The sequence below is a fragment of the Pseudomonas sp. HMSC063H08 genome (assembly GCF_001813645.1).
Classification (GTDB): Bacteria; Pseudomonadota; Gammaproteobacteria; order Pseudomonadales; family Pseudomonadaceae; genus Pseudomonas; species Pseudomonas aeruginosa.
The window spans coordinates 136,220-152,428 of record NZ_KV813417.1; the positions used below are offsets into that span (position 1 = coordinate 136,220).

Below are 16,209 nucleotides of genomic sequence, written 5' to 3' on the forward strand. Positions count from 1 at the left end.
CTACTTCGGCCGGTAGGCGCAGTGGCCGGGACGCGGGCCGATGCGCGGGTGGTTGCGGCAGGTGTCCGGGCGGCGGGCATAGATGGTGCACAGGCGGGTCTTGCGGTCGAGGTACAGGCAGTCGCCGTTGGCCATGCGGGTGAGGGTGAAGATCTCGCGCTTGTGGTTGAAGTGCTCGATCACGCCATCCTTTTCCAGTCGCTTGGCGATTCGCTTGGCCGGCTCCTCGCGCTCGAACTCGTCGACCAGTCGCATGCGGATCAGGTCGTCGATGCGCACTTCCACCGGCAGCGTGCAGCAGGTCGCGTTGCACTCGCCGCACAGGCCTTCGCGGTATTTCACCCAGGTATCCAGGCGGTCGGGGTCGGCGGCGGCGAGCGGGATCTTCTTCATCGGCGGGCGGGGGCGGGGAAAACGGGCGCGCAATGATAGTGGCTGCGCGCCCGTTGCGCTCGTCCGGGCGATGAGCGTCAGTGCCGTGGGTCCTCCCGCCATACCGGCCGGTCCTGCTCGTCCAGAGCCCAGTGCGCGGTGCCGGCGCGCAGGCGTACGCCGCCGACCCAGCGTTCGGGGGCGCCGAGGTCGAGGCGGTAGCGCCGCCCGGCCAGGACCTCGCGGCCCGCAGCGGTCAGCGCCAGCGGCTGGCGTTCCCAGGGCAGTTCCGGCGCCGGCGTGCGCAGCAGCGCACCGGGCTCTTCCAGCAGCGCGCGGAGCAGGACGCGGAACATCAGGTCGCCGAGATAGGGCAGCGGCTCGCGCCGTGCGGTCAGCTCGGCGAAGACCTGGCCGGCGCTCGGCCGCCCGCCGTCGCGGACGATCTCCAGGGTCAGCCGTTCGCTCAGCGACAGGCCGTCGCGCAGGGCCGGCAGTTCATGCAGTTGCCGACGCAGCGCCGGCCCCAGCAACGGTAGCTCCGGGGTTGGCGCGGCGGCCAGTTGCGCCCAGCGCAGTGGCGCCGGATCGCGGTAGGCGTCCCAGGCCGCGCGGGCCAGCGCCAGGGCTTCGGCGTCCAGCGGGCGACGCCGAGTCCATAGCCAGGCGAGCAGCTCAGGCGCCAGTTGGCCGATGCCGACGAAGCGCTCGACGCCTGGCACGCGGTCGATCTCGATCAGTTCCAGGTGCTCCGGCGGCGTCTGCATTCCGGCCAGCACCCGGACCAGGAACAACTGGTCGTAGGCATCCGCCTCGCACCAGAGCGCCACCCGCGAGTATTCGCCGAGCCGCTCGAGCCCGGCGTATTCCTGGCGCTGGCGGGCCTGGGCGTCGGCCGGGTCGAGGTCGAAGGCGCGGCTCAGGTAGTCGCTGCGCAGGGCGAGGAACTCGGGCAACGGCAGGTTCGGCACCGGTCCCATGGTCAGCGGGTCGGCGAACATCCGGAAGTCGCCGCGAAAGCCGGCGAGCTGCAGGCCGTGGGCGATGTCGTTGCCGCAGCGCAGGTGCAGGGTCGCGGCCTCATCGCCGCCGACCAGGTCGGGGTGGCGGCTGGCGAAGGCGATGGCGTCGACATGCGCCTTGAGTCGCGGCCAACTGGCGAAGCCCAGCTCGCGCGCCACCTGCCACTGGGCGTCGGCCAGGCGCGGCTCCTGCCCCGGAAGCCCTGTACGGCTGGCCGGGTCGCGGCGCCACTGGCGCAACAGCTCCTTGGCGCGCTTGCGTTGCTGTTCGAGATTGATCCGGCCATCGCCGAGAGTGCGGGAAAAGGACATACGATCTCCTCTGCAGCCTTGTCCGCCATCAGGCCTGGAGTCGCATGCGCGATGCGTGGGGTGGATCGCCTGGGCGCTGCCCTTTCCGCGGACGGGAGGCGTGGAGAACGCCGAGGCCGACTATAGGCCGGCCGACGCGTCCGCGGCAAGACGCACTCAGCCCTTGCGGATCATCCAGATGCCGGCTCCGATCAGTGCCAACCCGCCCAGCTTCAGCGCGCTGATCGGTGCCTCGCGGAAGCCGGCCCAACCGAAGTGGTCGAGGCTCATGGCCATGCCCAACTGGCCGGCGAGCACCAGCACCATGAACATCAGCGCGCCGATGCGCGGTGCGGCGAAGGCGGCGATGAAGATGAAGAACATGCCGAGGAAACCGCCGCACCAGTGCCACCAGCTCAGCCCGCGCAATGCCGCCAGGCCGGGAAACTCGCGCTGCGAGAGGGTCAGGGCGAGCAACCCGAGGGTGCCGACGAAGAACGAGATCAGTGCCGCGGCGAGGACGCTGGACACCTGCTTGGCCAACTGGCCGTTGATCCCTGCCTGCAGCGGCAGGCAGGCGCCGGCGAGCAGGGGCAGGACGAACAGCCACCAGGGTGGAGTGGGCATGCAAGACTCCTGGAACGATGACGGCGAGCGCGCCCCGCGCATGGCGAGGGACGGGCCGGAGTGGTACGGGGAGTCGCACAGTATGCACCAGGCGGGAGCGGAGGAGGAAAACGCGAGGCCCCATCGCACGCCCTCGGATTCCCCCGGCGGGTAACCGCGAGCGGTTGTTCGCCCTACGGCCGCCATGCCGCCAGCGGCGTTGTCCCCCTACAAGCGCGCCGCCAGCATGGCCCCCTCGCGAATCGCCCGCTTGGCATCCAGTTCCCCTGCCACCCGCGCCCCGCCGATCAGGTGGAAGCGCAGGCTTTCCGCCGCCTGGCTGATCTGCAACTCGCGCAGCGGCTCCTGGCCGGCGCAGATCACCACGTTGTCCACCTCCAGCCAGCGTTCCTCGCCGTCGACGCGGATCAACAAGCCGCGTTCGTCGATCTTCAGGTACTCCACCCCGCCGAGCATGCGCACGGCGTTGTGCCTGAGGTGCGCACGGTGCACCCAGCCGCTGGTCTTGCCGAGCTGCGCGCCGGGGGCGCCGGGCTTGCGCTGGAGCAGCCAGACCTGGCGCGCCGGCTGCGTCGGAGCGGGTTCGCGGAGGCCGCCGGGCTGGCTGTTGTCGAGGTCCACGCCCCATTCCGCGAGCCATTCGCCGAGCGCCCGCGGCTGGCCGTCGCTGGGTGCGGCGACGAGGAAGGCGGCGACGTCGAAGCCGATGCCGCCGGCGCCGACGATGGCGACCCGCGCGCCCACCGGCGCGCCGCGCAGCACGTCCACGTAGCTGAGTACGGTCGGTCCGCCGATGCCGTCGATCCTTGGCCGGCGTGGCTGGATGCCGGTGGCCACCACCACGTCGTCGAACTGACCGTCCAGCTCGCCCTGGCGCACCCGGTGGCCGAGGCGCAGGTCGACGCCGAGGCGTTCCAGGCGCACGCGGAAGTAGCGCAGGGTTTCGCGGAACTCTTCCTTGCCGGGAATCTGCTTGGCCAGGTTGAACTGCCCGCCGATTTCCCCGCTCGCCTCGAACAGGCTGACCCGATGCCCGCGCTCGGCGGCCACGCAGGCGGCGGAGAGCCCGGCGGGGCCGGCGCCGATCACCGCGATGCGCTTCTGCGTGCGCGCCTTGCGGTAGCGCAACTCGGTCTCGAAGGCCGCCCGCGGGTTGACCAGGCAGGTGGCGCGGCGGTTGGCGAAGGCATGATCGAGGCAGGCCTGGTTGCAGGCGATGCAGGTGTTGATCTCCTCGGCCCGGCCGGCACCGGCCTTGGCCACGAACTGCGGGTCGGCCAGCAACGGCCGGGCCATCGATACCAGGTCGGCCTTGCCGGCGGCGAGCAGGGATTCGGCGACCTCCGGGGTGTTGATCCGGTTGCTGGCGATCACCGGCACCTTCAGTTCGTGGCGCAGCCGTGCGCTGACCTCGGCGAAGGCCGCGCGCGGCACCGAGGTGACGATGGTCGGCACGCGCGACTCGTGCCAGCCGATGCCGGTGTTGAGCAGGGTGATGCCGGCTTCCTCCAGGGCCAGGGCGATGCGCCGCACCTCGTCCCAGGTATTGCCGCCCTCGACCAGGTCGAGCAGCGACAGGCGATAGCAGAGGATGAAGCGTTCGCCGACGATCCGCCGGATGCCGCGGACGATCTCCAGCGCCAGGCGCATGCGGTTTTCCAGCGGGCCGCCCCACTGGTCGTCGCGGCGATTGGTGCGCGGGCAGAGGAACTGGTTGAGCAGGTAGCCTTCGCTGCCCATCACCTCCACGCCGTCGTAGGCGGCGGCCTTGGCCAGCCGCGCGCAACGGACGAAGGCGCGGATGGTCTTGCGGATGCCGCGCTCGGAGAGCTCGCGCGGGGTGAACCAACTGATCGGCGACTTCAACGGCGAGGCGGACACCGCCATCGGGTGGTAGCCATAGCGCCCGGCGTGGAGGATCTGCAGCAGGATCTTGCCGCCCTCGGCATGCACCGCCTGGGTCAGGCGACGATGGGCGGGCACCTCCAGGGCGCTGGTGAGGCTGCTGCCGAAGGGCAGCAGCCAACCTTCGCGGCAGGGCGCGAAGCCGCCGGTGACGATCAGCCCGACGCCGCCCCGGGCACGCTCGCGGTAGTAGGCAGCGAGCTTGCCGAAGTCCCACAGACGATCCTCCAGCCCGGTGTGCATCGAACCCATCACCACGCGGTTGCGCAGACGGGTGAAGCCCAGGTCCAGCGGGGCCAGCAGGTGCGGATAGGGCGCGGCGGCGAGCGGCGGGTAGGCGTTGCGCATGGCGCGGTTCCGGTAGCCAGGGACGCTTCACCATAGGAAGTTGCGCCGCCGCCGAATACGGCCCGCTTGCCGGAACCGCCAGGCATTTCGGTCAAGCCGGCGGACTGGCTGATCGGATAGGTGCTCGCCGCGCTGCGCCGCTGTGGCCCCGGGTGACAGGCGGCGAAAGCTCTCCGACAGCACTTGCGGCGCGGCGGGCGGAATGGAAACGGCGGCGCTGTTACCCGGGGTAATGGCGTGCGCCGGGAGCCCAACTTAAGCACGGCTCGACGCCTTTGGCGGCGCTGTCAGGCTGGGGTTCCGGCCCGCCCAGCACGTGCCTTGCCAACTGCCTGTCCAATCCGAACGGAGTCTCGACGATGAACAAGAACAAGACGTTCCTCGCGGCGGCGCTGGTAGCGCTGGCCGCCAGCCTTCCCGTGCACGCTGCGACCGACTACACCCGCACGCGCTATCCCATCGTGCTGTCCCACGGTCTGTTCGGCTTCAAGAGCGTCGGCCCGGTGGACTACTGGCACGCTATCGTGCCGGCCCTGGAGAAGGACGGCGCGAAGGTCTTCGCCACCTCGCAGTCGCCGGTGAACAGCAACGAGGTGCGCGGCGAACAGCTACTGGCGCAGGTGGAGGAAGTCCTGGCCCTGACCGGCGCGGAGAAAGTCAACCTGATCGGCCACAGCCAGGGCGGCATGACCGTGCGCTACGTCGCCGGGGTGGCGCCGCAACTGGTGGCCTCGGTCACCACCATGGGCACGCCGCACAAGGGCACGCCGGTAGCCGACGCGGTGACCGGCTTCAGCGAGTTCCTCGGGCCGATCGGCACCGAGGTGATCGCCTCGGCGGTGGAGGCGCTGTTCTCGGTGGTCGACATCGTCGACGGCGGCGAGTGGGTCAAGGGCGACGCGCTGGCTGCCCTGAACAGTCTCAACACTCCCGGCACCGCGCGGTTCAACCAGCGCTTCCCGCAGGCGATCCCGGCCAGCGCCTGTGGCCAGGGCGCGGAGACGGTAGCCGGGGTGCGCTACTACTCGATGAGCGGCACCGGCTCCCTGACCAATGCGCTCGACCCGAGCTCCGCCGGCCTGGCGGTGACCGGGCTGCTGTTCGGCGAGGCCAACGACGGTCTGGTCGGCCAATGCTCCAGCCACCTGGGCAGCGTGGTGAAGGACAACTACCGGATGGACCATCTGGACGAAGTCAACCAGTTGCTCGGCCTGGTCAGCCTGTTCGAGAGCGACCCGACCCAGGTCTATCGGCAGCATGCCAATCGCCTCAGGAACGTCGGACTCTGATCCGCTCGCCGGGTCGCCGCAGCCCTAGGCGACCCGGCATTAGTCTTTGGTCTAATGGCACCTGGATATCACCTCCTGTTCGCGCGCCTCGCGGCGTTCGGACCTGTCCCGATTCCGCGCACCTTGCTGGACAAGGTTTGCGCCGCCGTGTAATGACTCCGGTCAAGGCAGAAAAACCCAGCGTTCGTGTAGGGTTCGCTGCCCCGTAGCCATGCCCGGCTGGCGTACCTCGCCAGGCTGGCTATCTTTTAACCAGAGACATCCGGCCATGTCCCGGGTGTCCTTTGCCTGATGCAGGAGATGCACGATGGATATGAACCGTCGGCAATTCTTCAAGGTCTGCGGTATAGGCCTTGGAGGATCGAGCCTTGCGGCGCTCGGGATGGCCCCCACGGAGGCCTTCGCCGACCAGGTCCGCCACTTCAAGCTGGCGCACACGGTCGAGACCCGCAACACCTGTACCTACTGTTCGGTCGGTTGCGGCCTGATCATGTACAGCCAGGGCGACGGCGCCAAGAACGTCGCGCAGAACATCATCCATATCGAGGGCGACGCCGACCATCCGGTCAACCGCGGCACCCTCTGCCCGAAAGGCGCCGGCCTGCTGGACTACATCCACAGCCCGAACCGCCTGAAGTATCCGGAAGTGCGCGAGGCCGGCTCCAGCGAGTGGAAGCGCATCGAGTGGGACGAAGCCCTCGAGCGCATCGCCAAGCTGATGAAGGAAGACCGCGACGCCAACTTCGTCGAGAAGAACGAGCAGGGCCAGACCGTCAACCGCTGGTTGACCACCGGCTTCCTCGCCGCGTCCGCCTCGTCCAACGAGGCCGGCTACATCACCCACAAGGTGATGCGCTCCCTCGGCATCCTGGGATTCGACAACCAGGCGCGTGTCTGACACGGCCCGACGGTGGCAAGTCTTGCCCCGACGTTTGGCCGTGGAGCCATGACCAACCACTGGACCGACATCAAGAATGCCGATCTGGTGCTGATCATGGGCGGCAACGCCGCCGAAGCCCACCCGTGCGGATTCAAATGGGTCACCGAAGCCAAGGCGCACAACAAGGCGCGGCTGCTGGTGGTCGATCCGCGTTTCACCCGTTCCGCCTCGGTCGCCGACTACTACGCGCCGATCCGGACCGGCACCGACATCGCCTTCCTCGGCGGCCTGATCAACTACCTGCTGGAAAACGACAAGATCCAGCACGAATACGTGCGCAACTACACCGATGTCTCGTTCATCGTGAAGGAAGGCTTCAGCTTCGAGGACGGCCTGTTCAACGGCTACGACGCCGAGAAGCGGACCTACCCGGACAAGTCCTCCTGGGGCTACGAGATCGGTGAGGACGGCTATGCCAAGGTCGACCCGACCCTGACCCACCCGCGCTGCGTGTTCAACCTGCTCAAGCAGCACTACAGCCGCTACACCCCGGACGTGGTGAGCAACATCTGCGGTACGCCGAAGGACATGATGCTCAAGGTCTGGGCGGAAATCGCCGAGACCTCCAAGCCGGGCAAGGTCATGACCATCATGTACGCCCTGGGCTGGACCCAGCACTCGGTAGGCGCGCAGATGATCCGCACCGGCGCGATGGCCCAGCTGCTGCTGGGCAACATCGGCATGCCCGGCGGCGGCATGAACGCCCTGCGCGGCCACTCCAACATCCAGGGCCTGACCGACCTCGGCCTGCTGTCCAACTCGCTGCCGGGCTACCTGACCCTGGCGATGGACGCCGAGCAGGACTACGACGCCTACATCGCCAAGCGCACGGCCAAGCCGCTGCGCCCGGGACAGCTGTCCTACTGGCAGAACTACGGCAAGTTCCACGTCAGCCTGATGAAGGCCTGGTTCGGCAAGTCGGCGACCAAGGAAAACAACTGGTGCTACGACTGGCTGCCCAAGCTCGACATGCCGGGCGCCGGCTACGACGTGCTGCGCTACTTCGACATGATGTACCAGGGCAAGGTCAACGGTTACTTCTGCCAGGGCTTCAACCCCATCGCCTCGTTCCCCAACAAGGCCAAGGTCGGCGCCGCGCTGGCGCGCCTGAAGTGGATGGTGGTGATGGACCCGCTGGTGACCGAGACCTCGGAGTTCTGGCGCAACGTCGGCGAGTACAACGACGTCGACACCGCCAGCATCAAGACCACGGTGTTCCGCCTGCCCACCTCCTGCTTCGCCGAGGAAGACGGCTCGATCGTCAACAGCGGCCGCTGGTTGCAGTGGCACTGGAAGGGCGCCGAGCCGCCGGGCCAGGCGCGTCCGGACATCGCCATCATGGCCGGGCTGTTCCACCGCCTGCGCGAGATGTACCGCAAGGACGGCGGGGCCTTCCCCGACCCGATCCTCGGCCTCGACTGGTCCTACCTCAAGCCCGACGAACCGGGCCCGGACGAACTGGCCCGGGAGTTCAACGGCAAGGCCCTGAGCGACCTGGTCGACCCGGCCAACGGCATGATCCTGGCCAAGGCCGGCGAGCAGTTGCCGGGCTTCGCCCTGCTGCGCGACGACGGCAGCACGGCGAGCGGCTGCTGGATCTTCGCCGGCTCCTGGACCCAGCAGGGCAACCAGATGGGCCGCCGCGACAACAGCGACCCCTACGGCATGGGCCAGACCCTCGGCTGGGCCTGGGCCTGGCCGGCGAACCGACGGATTCTCTACAACCGCGCCTCGGCCGACGTCAGCGGCAAGCCGTGGGACCCGGAGAAGAAGCGCCTGGTGTGGTGGAACGGCAAGTCCTGGGGCGGCACCGACGTGCCCGACTACAAGGCCGACGTACCGCCGGAAGCCGGGATGAACCCGTTCATCATGAACCCCGAAGGGGTGGCCCGCCTGTTCGCCGTCGACAAGATGGCCGAAGGCCCGTTCCCCGAGCACTACGAGCCGTTCGAGACGCCGATCGGGGTGAATCCCTTGCACCGCGACAACCGCAAGGCGATCAGCAACCCGGCGGCACGGGTGTTCAAGAACGACATGGAACTGTTCGGCACGGCCGACGAGTTCCCCTACGCAGCGACCACCTACCGGCTCACCGAGCACTTCCACTACTGGACCAAGCACTGCCGGCTGAATGCGATCACCCAGCCCGAGCAGTTCGTCGAGATCGGCGAGGCGCTGGCCAAGGAGCTGGGCATCAATGCCGGCGACAAGGTCAAGGTCTCCTCCAACCGCGGCTACATCAAGGCGGTGGCGGTGGTGACCAAGCGCATCCGCCCGCTGCAGGTGGACGGCAAGACCGTGCACCACGTCGGCATCCCGATCCACTGGGGCTTCGCCGGCATGGCGCGCAACGGCTTCCTGGCCAACACCCTGACCCCCTTCGTGGGCGACGGGAATACCCAGACGCCGGAGTTCAAGTCGTTCCTGGTCAACGTGGAAAAGGCGTGAGGTGAAACATGAGTAGTCAGGACATCCACGCCCGCTCCGCGACCACCACGCCGATGCCCTCGGTGCGGAACCAGGAGGAAGTGGCGAAACTGATCGACGTGTCCAAGTGCATCGGTTGCAAGGCCTGCCAGGTCGCCTGCTCGGAATGGAACGAGCTGCGCGACGAGGTCGGCCACAACCACGGTACCTACGACAACCCCATGGACCTGACGGCCGACTCGTGGACGGTGATGCGTTTCACCGAGCACGAGAACGAGGCCGGCAACCTCGAGTGGCTGATCCGCAAGGATGGTTGCATGCACTGCGCCGAGCCGGGCTGCCTGAAGGCCTGCCCGAGCCCGGGGGCGATCGTGAAGTACGCCAACGGCATCGTCGACTTCAACCAGGACAAGTGCATCGGTTGCGGCTACTGCATCACCGGTTGCCCGTTCGACATCCCACGGATCTCGCAGAAGGACCACAAGGCCTACAAGTGCAGCCTGTGTTCCGACCGCGTCTCGGTGGGCATGGAGCCGGCCTGCGTGAAGACCTGCCCGACCGGCGCCATCGTCTTCGGCAGCAAGGAGGACATGAAGGAACACGCCGCCGAACGCATCGTCGACCTGAAGAGCCGCGGTTACGAGAACGCCGGCCTGTACGACCCCGAAGGGGTGGGCGGCACCCACGTGATGTACGTGCTGCACCACGCCGACAAGCCGTCGCTCTATGCCGGCCTGGCCGACCAGCCGAGCGTCAGCCCGCTGGTCAGCCTGTGGAAGGGCGTGACCAAGCCGCTGGCGCTGCTGGCCATGGGCGCCACGGTGCTCGCCGGGTTCTTCCACTATGTGCGCGTCGGTCCCAACCGCGCGGACGACGAGGAAGACCACGGGCAAGCCGAGGCACCGGTGCACCAGGTCGATCCGTCGGTACACACCTTTGACCCGCACGAGCGTCGTTGAGCCTGCGCGCGGGCGTTGCCGGCGGTCCTCCGCGACCCGGCGGCAGCGGCGGCGCTCTCGAGGAGTCGGAAATGAAAAATGAAATCCAGCGCTACAACGCCAACGAGCGCAGCAACCACTGGGCCGTGGCGATCCTGTTCTTCATGGCCGGGCTGTCCGGGCTGGCGCTGTTCCACCCGGCGCTGTTCTGGCTGACCAACCTGTTCGGCGGCGGTCCCTGGACGCGTATCCTGCACCCCTTCCTGGGGCTGGCGATGTTCGTCTTCTTCCTCGGCCTGGTGGTGCGCTTCGCCCACCACAACCGGGTGCAGAAGAGCGATATCCAGTGGCTCAAGCAGTGGCGCGACGTGGTCAGCAACCGCGAGGAGAACCTCCCGGAAGTCGGCCGCTACAACGCCGGGCAGAAGCTGCTGTTCTGGGTGCTGCTGCTGAGCATGCTGACCCTGCTGGTCACCGGCATCGTGATCTGGCGCCAGTACTTCAGTGCCTGGTTCGGCATCGAGGCGATCCGCCTGTCGGCGCTCCTGCACGCCTTCGCCGCCTTCGTCCTGATCGCCAGCATCATCGTGCACATCTACGCCGGCATCTGGGTCAAGGGCTCGATGGGCGCGATGCTCTACGGCAAGGTCAGCCGCGCCTGGGCGCGCAAGCACCATAACGGCTGGCTGAAGGAAGTCGGCAAGGGCGAGGAGCACTGACGCGTATAGTGTCGCCATCGCCCGACCGGAGGCCCCAGCGATGGGGCCTTTGCATTCATTCCGCGCCCCTCCGGGCGCCCGATCGTTGCGGCGCGGCCCACCGGCCCGCCGGCGCAGACCCGAGGAGTTCCCGTGTCACGCACCATTCTTCAGCCGGGGCAGATCGAAGCCGCCGCCAACATTCCCCCGCACCTGCACCAGCCGTCGCGCGACCTGTTCGCCCGCCGCGGCGAGCGTCTGCTGCAACTGGCCGAGGGGCACCCGATGGGCGACTACCTGCGCCTGGTCGCCGGTCTCTGCCGGCTCCAGCAGGCGCTGCTGGACAACCCGCCGGCGCTGGCCCCGCTCGACCCCGAGCGCCTGCGCAAGAGCCGCGAGCACGGCATGCCGCCGCTGGCCTACGACCTGCTGGTGCGCGAAGGCGCCTGGCTGCCTTGGCTGGATGCCCTGCTCGCGGGCTACCCGGCGCCGGCCAACGCCGCCGTCGGCGCGGCACTCGAACAATTGCGCGAAGCCGACGAAGGCCAGCGCAAGGCCTGGGCCATCGCCTTGCTCAGCGGTCAGTTCGACCTCCTGCCGGCGGCCCTGGTGCCGTTCCTCGGCGCCGCCCTGCAAGTAGCCTGGAGCCATTGGCTGCTGGGACTGGAGGAGGGCGCGGTGGTCGAGACCGAGAGCCGGACCCTGTGCCCCGCCTGCGGCTCGCCGCCGATGGCCGGGATGATCCGCCAGGGCGGCAAGGAAACCGGCCTGCGCTACCTGAGCTGCTCGCTGTGCGCCTGCGAATGGCACTACGTGCGAATCAAGTGCAGCCACTGCGAGGAAAGCAAGCACCTGGCCTACCTGTCCCTGGAGCATGACGGGCCGCCGGCGGAAAAAGCCGTGCTGCGCGCCGAGACCTGCCCCAGTTGCCAGGGCTACCTGAAGCAGTTCTACCTGGAGTTCGACCGCCACGCCGATGCCCTTGCCGACGACCTGGCCAGCCTGGCGCTGGACATGCGCCTGGCCGAGGACGGCTACCTGCGGCGTTCGCCGAACCTGTTGCTGGCCCCCGGCGGCGAATAGCCGAAGACGCTGCGGGCCTGCGCCGACGCGTCTATGATGGGCGTGTCGGTGACCCTACCCTGTGGATAAGGTTTCTCCATGAGTTCCGTTCGCTTGCCTTCGGTCGACCGCCTGCTGCGCAGCGCGGCGGCCGCTCCCCTGCACCAGCGCTATGGCCGCGAGGCGTTGCTGGCGACCCTCCGCGACCTGCTCGACGAACTGCGCGAGCCGGCCCGACACGGTGCCCTCGCCGAGATCGAACTGAGCGAGGCGGTGCTCGCCGGGCGCGCCGGCGAACGCCTCGCCGCGCAGCATGCCAGCCGCGTGCGGCGGGTGTTCAACCTGACCGGCACGGTGTTGCATACCAACCTCGGCCGCGCCCTGTTGCCGGACGAAGCCATCGAGGCGATCACCCTGGCCGCGCGCTACCCGCTGAACCTGGAGTTCGACCTGGCCAGCGGCAAGCGCGGCGACCGCGACGACCTGATCGCCGGGCTGATCCGCGAACTCACCGGCGCCGAGGCGGTCACCGTGGTCAACAACAACGCGGCGGCGGTGCTGCTGGCGCTGAACAGCCTGGGGGCGCGCAAGGAAGGGATCATCTCGCGCGGCGAGCTGATCGAGATCGGCGGCGCCTTCCGCATTCCCGACATCATGGCCCGCGCCGGCGTGCGCTTGCACGAGGTGGGCACCACCAACCGCACCCACGCCAGGGACTACGAAGCCGCCATCGGCCCGCGCAGCGGCCTGCTGATGCGCGTGCACACCAGCAACTACAGCGTCCAGGGCTTCACCGCCAGCGTGCCCACCGCGCAACTGGCGGCCATCGCCCATGGCCACGGCCTGCCGCTGCTGGAAGACCTCGGCAGCGGCACCCTGGTGGACCTGACCCGCTGGGGCTTGCCCAAGGAACCGACGGTGCAGGAAGCCCTGGCCGACGGCGCCGACATCGTTACCTTCAGCGGCGACAAATTGCTCGGCGGGCCCCAGGCTGGGCTGATCCTCGGCAACCGCGAACTGATCGGGCGGATCAAGAAGAACCCGCTCAAGCGCGCCCTGCGCGTCGACAAGCTGACCCTCGCCGCCCTCGAGGCGGTGCTCGGCCTGTACCGCGATCCGGACCGCCTCGCCGAACGCCTGACCACCCTGCGCCTGCTCAGCCGCCCGGCGGCGGAGATCCGCGCCCAGGCCGAGCGCCTGGCGCCGGCGCTGGGCGAGGCGCTCGGCGAGGGCTGGGAGGTCGCCGCGGTCGACGCCCTGGGCATGATCGGCAGCGGCGCGCAGCCGGTGGCGCGGCTGGCCAGCGCCGCGCTGTGCCTGCGTCCGCGGCAGCCCAGGCGCCTGCGCGGACGCGCCCTGCGCAACCTCGAGGAAGCCCTGCGCGGGCTGCCGCTGCCGGTGATCGGTCGGCTCGACGACGACGCCCTCTGGCTCGACCTGCGCCAGCTCGACGACGAGCCGGCGTTCCTCGCCCAGTTGCCGCGACTGCGGAGCGAGCTGTCGTGATCGTCGGCACCGCCGGGCACATCGACCACGGCAAGACCTCGCTGCTGCGCGCCCTCACCGGCATCGAGGGCGACCGCCGCCCGGCCGAGCGCCAACGCGGGATCACCATCGACCTGGGCTACCTCTACGCCGACCTTGGCGACGGCAGCCCCACCGGCTTCATCGACGTGCCCGGCCACGAGCGCTTCGTCCACAACATGCTGGCCGGCGCCAGCGGCATCGATTGCGTGCTGCTGGTGGTGGCCGCCGACGACGGCCTGATGCCGCAGACCCGCGAGCACCTGGCGATCGTCGAACTGCTCGGTATCCGCCGGGCGCTGGTGGCGCTGACCAAGATCGACCGGGTCGAGCCGCAGCGGGTGCAGCAGGTGCAGACCCAGGTCGAACACCTGCTGGCCTCCGGACCGCTGGCGCGCTCACCGATCTTCCCGCTCTCCAGCAGCACCGGGGAGGGCGTCGAGGCGTTGCGCGAAGCACTCGGCGGGCTCGCCGGCGAAGTCCGCGAGCGTAGCCGCGAGGGATACTTCCGCCTGGCGGTGGACCGGGCCTTCAGCGTCGCCGGCAGCGGCATCGTGGTCACCGGCACGGCCTTCTCCGGACAGGTCGCGGTGGGCGACGAACTGCTCCTCGCCAACGCCGGACGGCCGGTACGGGTGCGCGGCCTGCACGCGCAGAACCGGCCCGCGCAACAGGCCTGGGCCGGCCAGCGCGTGGCCCTGAACATCGCCGGCGAGCGCCTCGCGCTGGAACAGATCCAGCGCGGCGACTGGCTGCTGCAGGCAGCGCTGCACGCGCCGACCACGCGGGTCGACATCGACTTCCGCCTGTTGCCCGACGAACTTCGCGACTTCACCCACTGGACCCCGGTGCACCTGCACCTGGGCACCCAGGACGTCACCGGGCGCCTGGCCCTGCTCGAAGGCGAACAACTGGAGCCTGGCCACCGCGCCTTCGCCCAACTGGTGCTGAACGCGCCGATCCAGGCCCTGCATGGCGACCGCCTGGTGCTGCGCGACCAGTCGGCGCAGCGCACCCTTGGCGGCGGGCGGGTGCTCGACGGCGCCGCGCCGGCGCGCAACCGACGAACGCCGGCACGTCTGGCACAGCTCCAGGCGCTGCGCCAGGAAAGCCTGGAGGAGGCGCTGCCGACCTTGCTCGGCGCGGCCGAGAACGGCCTCGACCCGCAACGCCTTGTGCAATCCTTCAACCGCCCGCGCGAGCACTGGCGGCTGCCGGAAGAGGTGGTCGAGGTGCAGACCCGCCTCGGCCCCCGGTTGTTCGCCGGGGAGCGCTGGTTCGCCCTGGTCGAGCAACTGCTCGCCGGCCTGCGGCGCTTCCACGAAGAGCTACCGGACGAACTCGGTCCCGACCGCGACCGCCTGCGTCGCTACGCCCTGCCGCAGCTGGAGCGGCCGGTGTTCATCGCCCTGCTCGACGCCGCCCTGGCCGGCGGCGATGTGCACAGCAGCGGGCCCTGGCTGCACCTGCCCGGCCACGAAGTGCGCCTGAGCGATAGCGAGGAGCAACTGCGCGCGCGCCTCTGGCCGCTGCTCGAAGCCGGCCGCTACGACCCGCCCTGGGTTCGCGACCTGGCCCGCGAGCTGCGCCAGGACGAAGCCGCCATGCGCAACCTGCTGCGCAAGCTGGCGCGCCTGGGCCAGTTGCAGCAGGTGGTGCGCGACCTGTTCTACCCGGAAGCCACCCTGCGTCAATTGGCCGAGATCGCCGTGCAGGTGCGCGACCCCGCCGGGCTGATCCGCCCGGCGGAATTCCGCGACCGCCTGGGTATCGGCCGCAAGCGCAGCATCCAGATCCTCGAGCACTTCGACCGCATCGGCCTGACCCGCCGCATCGGCAACGACCGTCGCCTGCGCGAGGGCTCGGCGCTGGCCGAACAGTTGCTTGGCGGCGTCTCGCCCTGAGTCTCAGGGGCCGACGTGCTGCCCCTGGCTCAGGCACTCGATGAACAGCGCGAACAGTTCCGACTGCGAGCCGACTTCCAGCTTGGTGTAGAGATTCTTCCGGTGCATGCGCACGGTCTCCGGGGAGATGTCCATCAGCCGCGCGCTGGATTTCGCCGAGTGGCCGCTGAGCAGCAGGTGGCAGGCCTCGCGTTCGCGGTCGGTGAGCACGCCGCGACCGAAGCCGCGCAGCACTTCCTGAAGGCGCGGGGCGAGGTCGGCCTGCGGGTTCGGCGAGAGGTCGGCGCGGCCGGCGCAGAACTGCCGGGCCAGCTCCAGCACCGGCGGCGCCAGGCCGGCGAGGGCGGCGACCTGGGCGTCGCTGTAGCGGCTCGCCGAAAGGCCGTTGTAGAGACAGATCGAGAGCTTCTCGGTGGGGCCGAGGTCGAGGATGTAGTAGACGTCCTCCACCGCTCCGGCGCCGAGGTAGTAGGTCTGGTAGTAGGCGCTCTGGAAGAAGTCGTCGGGGGCGATCTCGCCGAGGGTGTAGAAGCCTTCCGGAAGGCCTTCCTCCACCGCCAGGCAGAAAGGGTCGAGCAGGTAGCCGCGGGAGAAGTAGCGGCGGATGATCGCCTCGCGGAAGCGCTCGGCGATGCCGCGCTCGTAGAGCAGGGTGGGCGCGTGGCCCTTGCGTTCCAGGCTGATCATGCTCGACTCGATCGGCACCAACTGGTGGATGGCGTCGACCAGCGCGGCGAGGAAGTCGGGTTGGCGCAGGCGCCGGATCGCCAGCGCCAGGTGTTCGTGCCAGCGGTCGAGCGCGTTCGGGGCGATGGCCTGCATGGACGGTACGGCTCGTTCTTGTCGTTGTCGCCGCAGAATA

12 protein-coding genes are annotated in these 16,209 nt (G+C 69.2%); 7 read left to right on the forward strand and 5 right to left on the reverse strand.

The window, feature by feature from the left end; all coding sequences use genetic code 11:
- The 4 genes from HMPREF2924_RS11260 to HMPREF2924_RS11275 all read right to left on the reverse strand — a co-directional run bounded on the left by HMPREF2924_RS11260 (nucleotide 1) and on the right by HMPREF2924_RS11275 (nucleotide 4,565).
- Nucleotides 1-495 (reverse strand): YkgJ family cysteine cluster protein, encoded by a 495-nt coding sequence (locus HMPREF2924_RS11260; RefSeq protein ID WP_003135287.1) that lies wholly within the window; start codon nucleotides 493-495, stop codon nucleotides 1-3.
- A complete protein-coding gene (locus HMPREF2924_RS11265; protein ID WP_003135285.1) occupies nucleotides 471-1,706 on the reverse strand; it encodes a DUF1835 domain-containing protein in 1,236 nt (411 codons plus the stop codon). Before HMPREF2924_RS11265 ends, HMPREF2924_RS11260 begins: the two co-directional genes overlap by 25 nt.
- A gap of 156 nt (nucleotides 1,707-1,862) precedes the next feature.
- Nucleotides 1,863-2,312, reverse strand: coding sequence for a DMT family transporter (locus HMPREF2924_RS11270; RefSeq protein WP_003095321.1), 450 nt, complete (start codon nucleotides 2,310-2,312; stop codon nucleotides 1,863-1,865).
- 207 nt (nucleotides 2,313-2,519) lie between these two features.
- Nucleotides 2,520-4,565: an NADPH-dependent 2,4-dienoyl-CoA reductase gene (locus HMPREF2924_RS11275; protein ID WP_003135284.1), complete on the reverse strand. Its 2,046-nt coding sequence runs from the start codon at nucleotides 4,563-4,565 to the stop codon at nucleotides 2,520-2,522.
- A gap of 359 nt (nucleotides 4,566-4,924) precedes the next feature.
- Between HMPREF2924_RS11275 and lipC the strand changes: the two genes are divergently transcribed.
- From lipC to selB, 7 genes are all read left to right on the forward strand, one after another.
- Nucleotides 4,925-5,854 carry a lipase LipC gene (gene lipC, locus HMPREF2924_RS11280; protein ID WP_003095318.1) on the forward strand — a complete coding sequence of 310 codons (930 nt, stop codon included), beginning with the start codon at nucleotides 4,925-4,927 and terminating at the stop codon, nucleotides 5,852-5,854.
- Between the two features lie 307 nt (nucleotides 5,855-6,161).
- Nucleotides 6,162-9,242: a formate dehydrogenase-N subunit alpha gene (gene fdnG / locus HMPREF2924_RS11290; RefSeq protein ID WP_078463416.1), complete on the forward strand. Its 3,081-nt coding sequence runs from the start codon at nucleotides 6,162-6,164 to the stop codon at nucleotides 9,240-9,242.
- An 8-nt stretch (nucleotides 9,243-9,250) separates the two neighbouring features.
- A complete protein-coding gene (fdxH, locus tag HMPREF2924_RS11295; RefSeq protein ID WP_003106793.1) occupies nucleotides 9,251-10,180 on the forward strand; it encodes a formate dehydrogenase subunit beta in 930 nt (309 codons plus the stop codon).
- A 71-nt stretch (nucleotides 10,181-10,251) separates the two neighbouring features.
- Complete coding sequence (locus HMPREF2924_RS11300; RefSeq protein WP_003095316.1) at nucleotides 10,252-10,878, forward strand: formate dehydrogenase subunit gamma; 627 nt, start codon at nucleotides 10,252-10,254, stop codon at nucleotides 10,876-10,878.
- Between the two features lie 132 nt (nucleotides 10,879-11,010).
- The gene (gene fdhE, locus HMPREF2924_RS11305) at nucleotides 11,011-11,940 is read left to right on the forward strand and encodes a formate dehydrogenase accessory protein FdhE (RefSeq protein ID WP_003135282.1); all 930 of its coding nucleotides are present in this window, start codon (nucleotides 11,011-11,013) and stop codon (nucleotides 11,938-11,940) included.
- Nucleotides 11,941-12,018: 78 nt separating this feature from the next.
- Nucleotides 12,019-13,425, forward strand: coding sequence for an L-seryl-tRNA(Sec) selenium transferase (selA, locus tag HMPREF2924_RS11310; protein ID WP_003135280.1), 1,407 nt, complete (start codon nucleotides 12,019-12,021; stop codon nucleotides 13,423-13,425).
- Nucleotides 13,422-15,347 (forward strand): selenocysteine-specific translation elongation factor, encoded by a 1,926-nt coding sequence (selB, locus tag HMPREF2924_RS11315; RefSeq protein WP_003135277.1) that lies wholly within the window; start codon nucleotides 13,422-13,424, stop codon nucleotides 15,345-15,347. The genes selA and selB overlap by 4 nt, the downstream gene beginning before the upstream one ends.
- A gap of 3 nt (nucleotides 15,348-15,350) precedes the next feature.
- On the opposite strand, the gene HMPREF2924_RS11320 is transcribed toward selB, so the two are convergent.
- Nucleotides 15,351-16,034: a helix-turn-helix transcriptional regulator gene (locus tag HMPREF2924_RS11320; protein ID WP_003135274.1), complete on the reverse strand. Its 684-nt coding sequence runs from the start codon at nucleotides 16,032-16,034 to the stop codon at nucleotides 15,351-15,353.
- Between the last annotated feature and the right edge of the window lie 175 nt (nucleotides 16,035-16,209).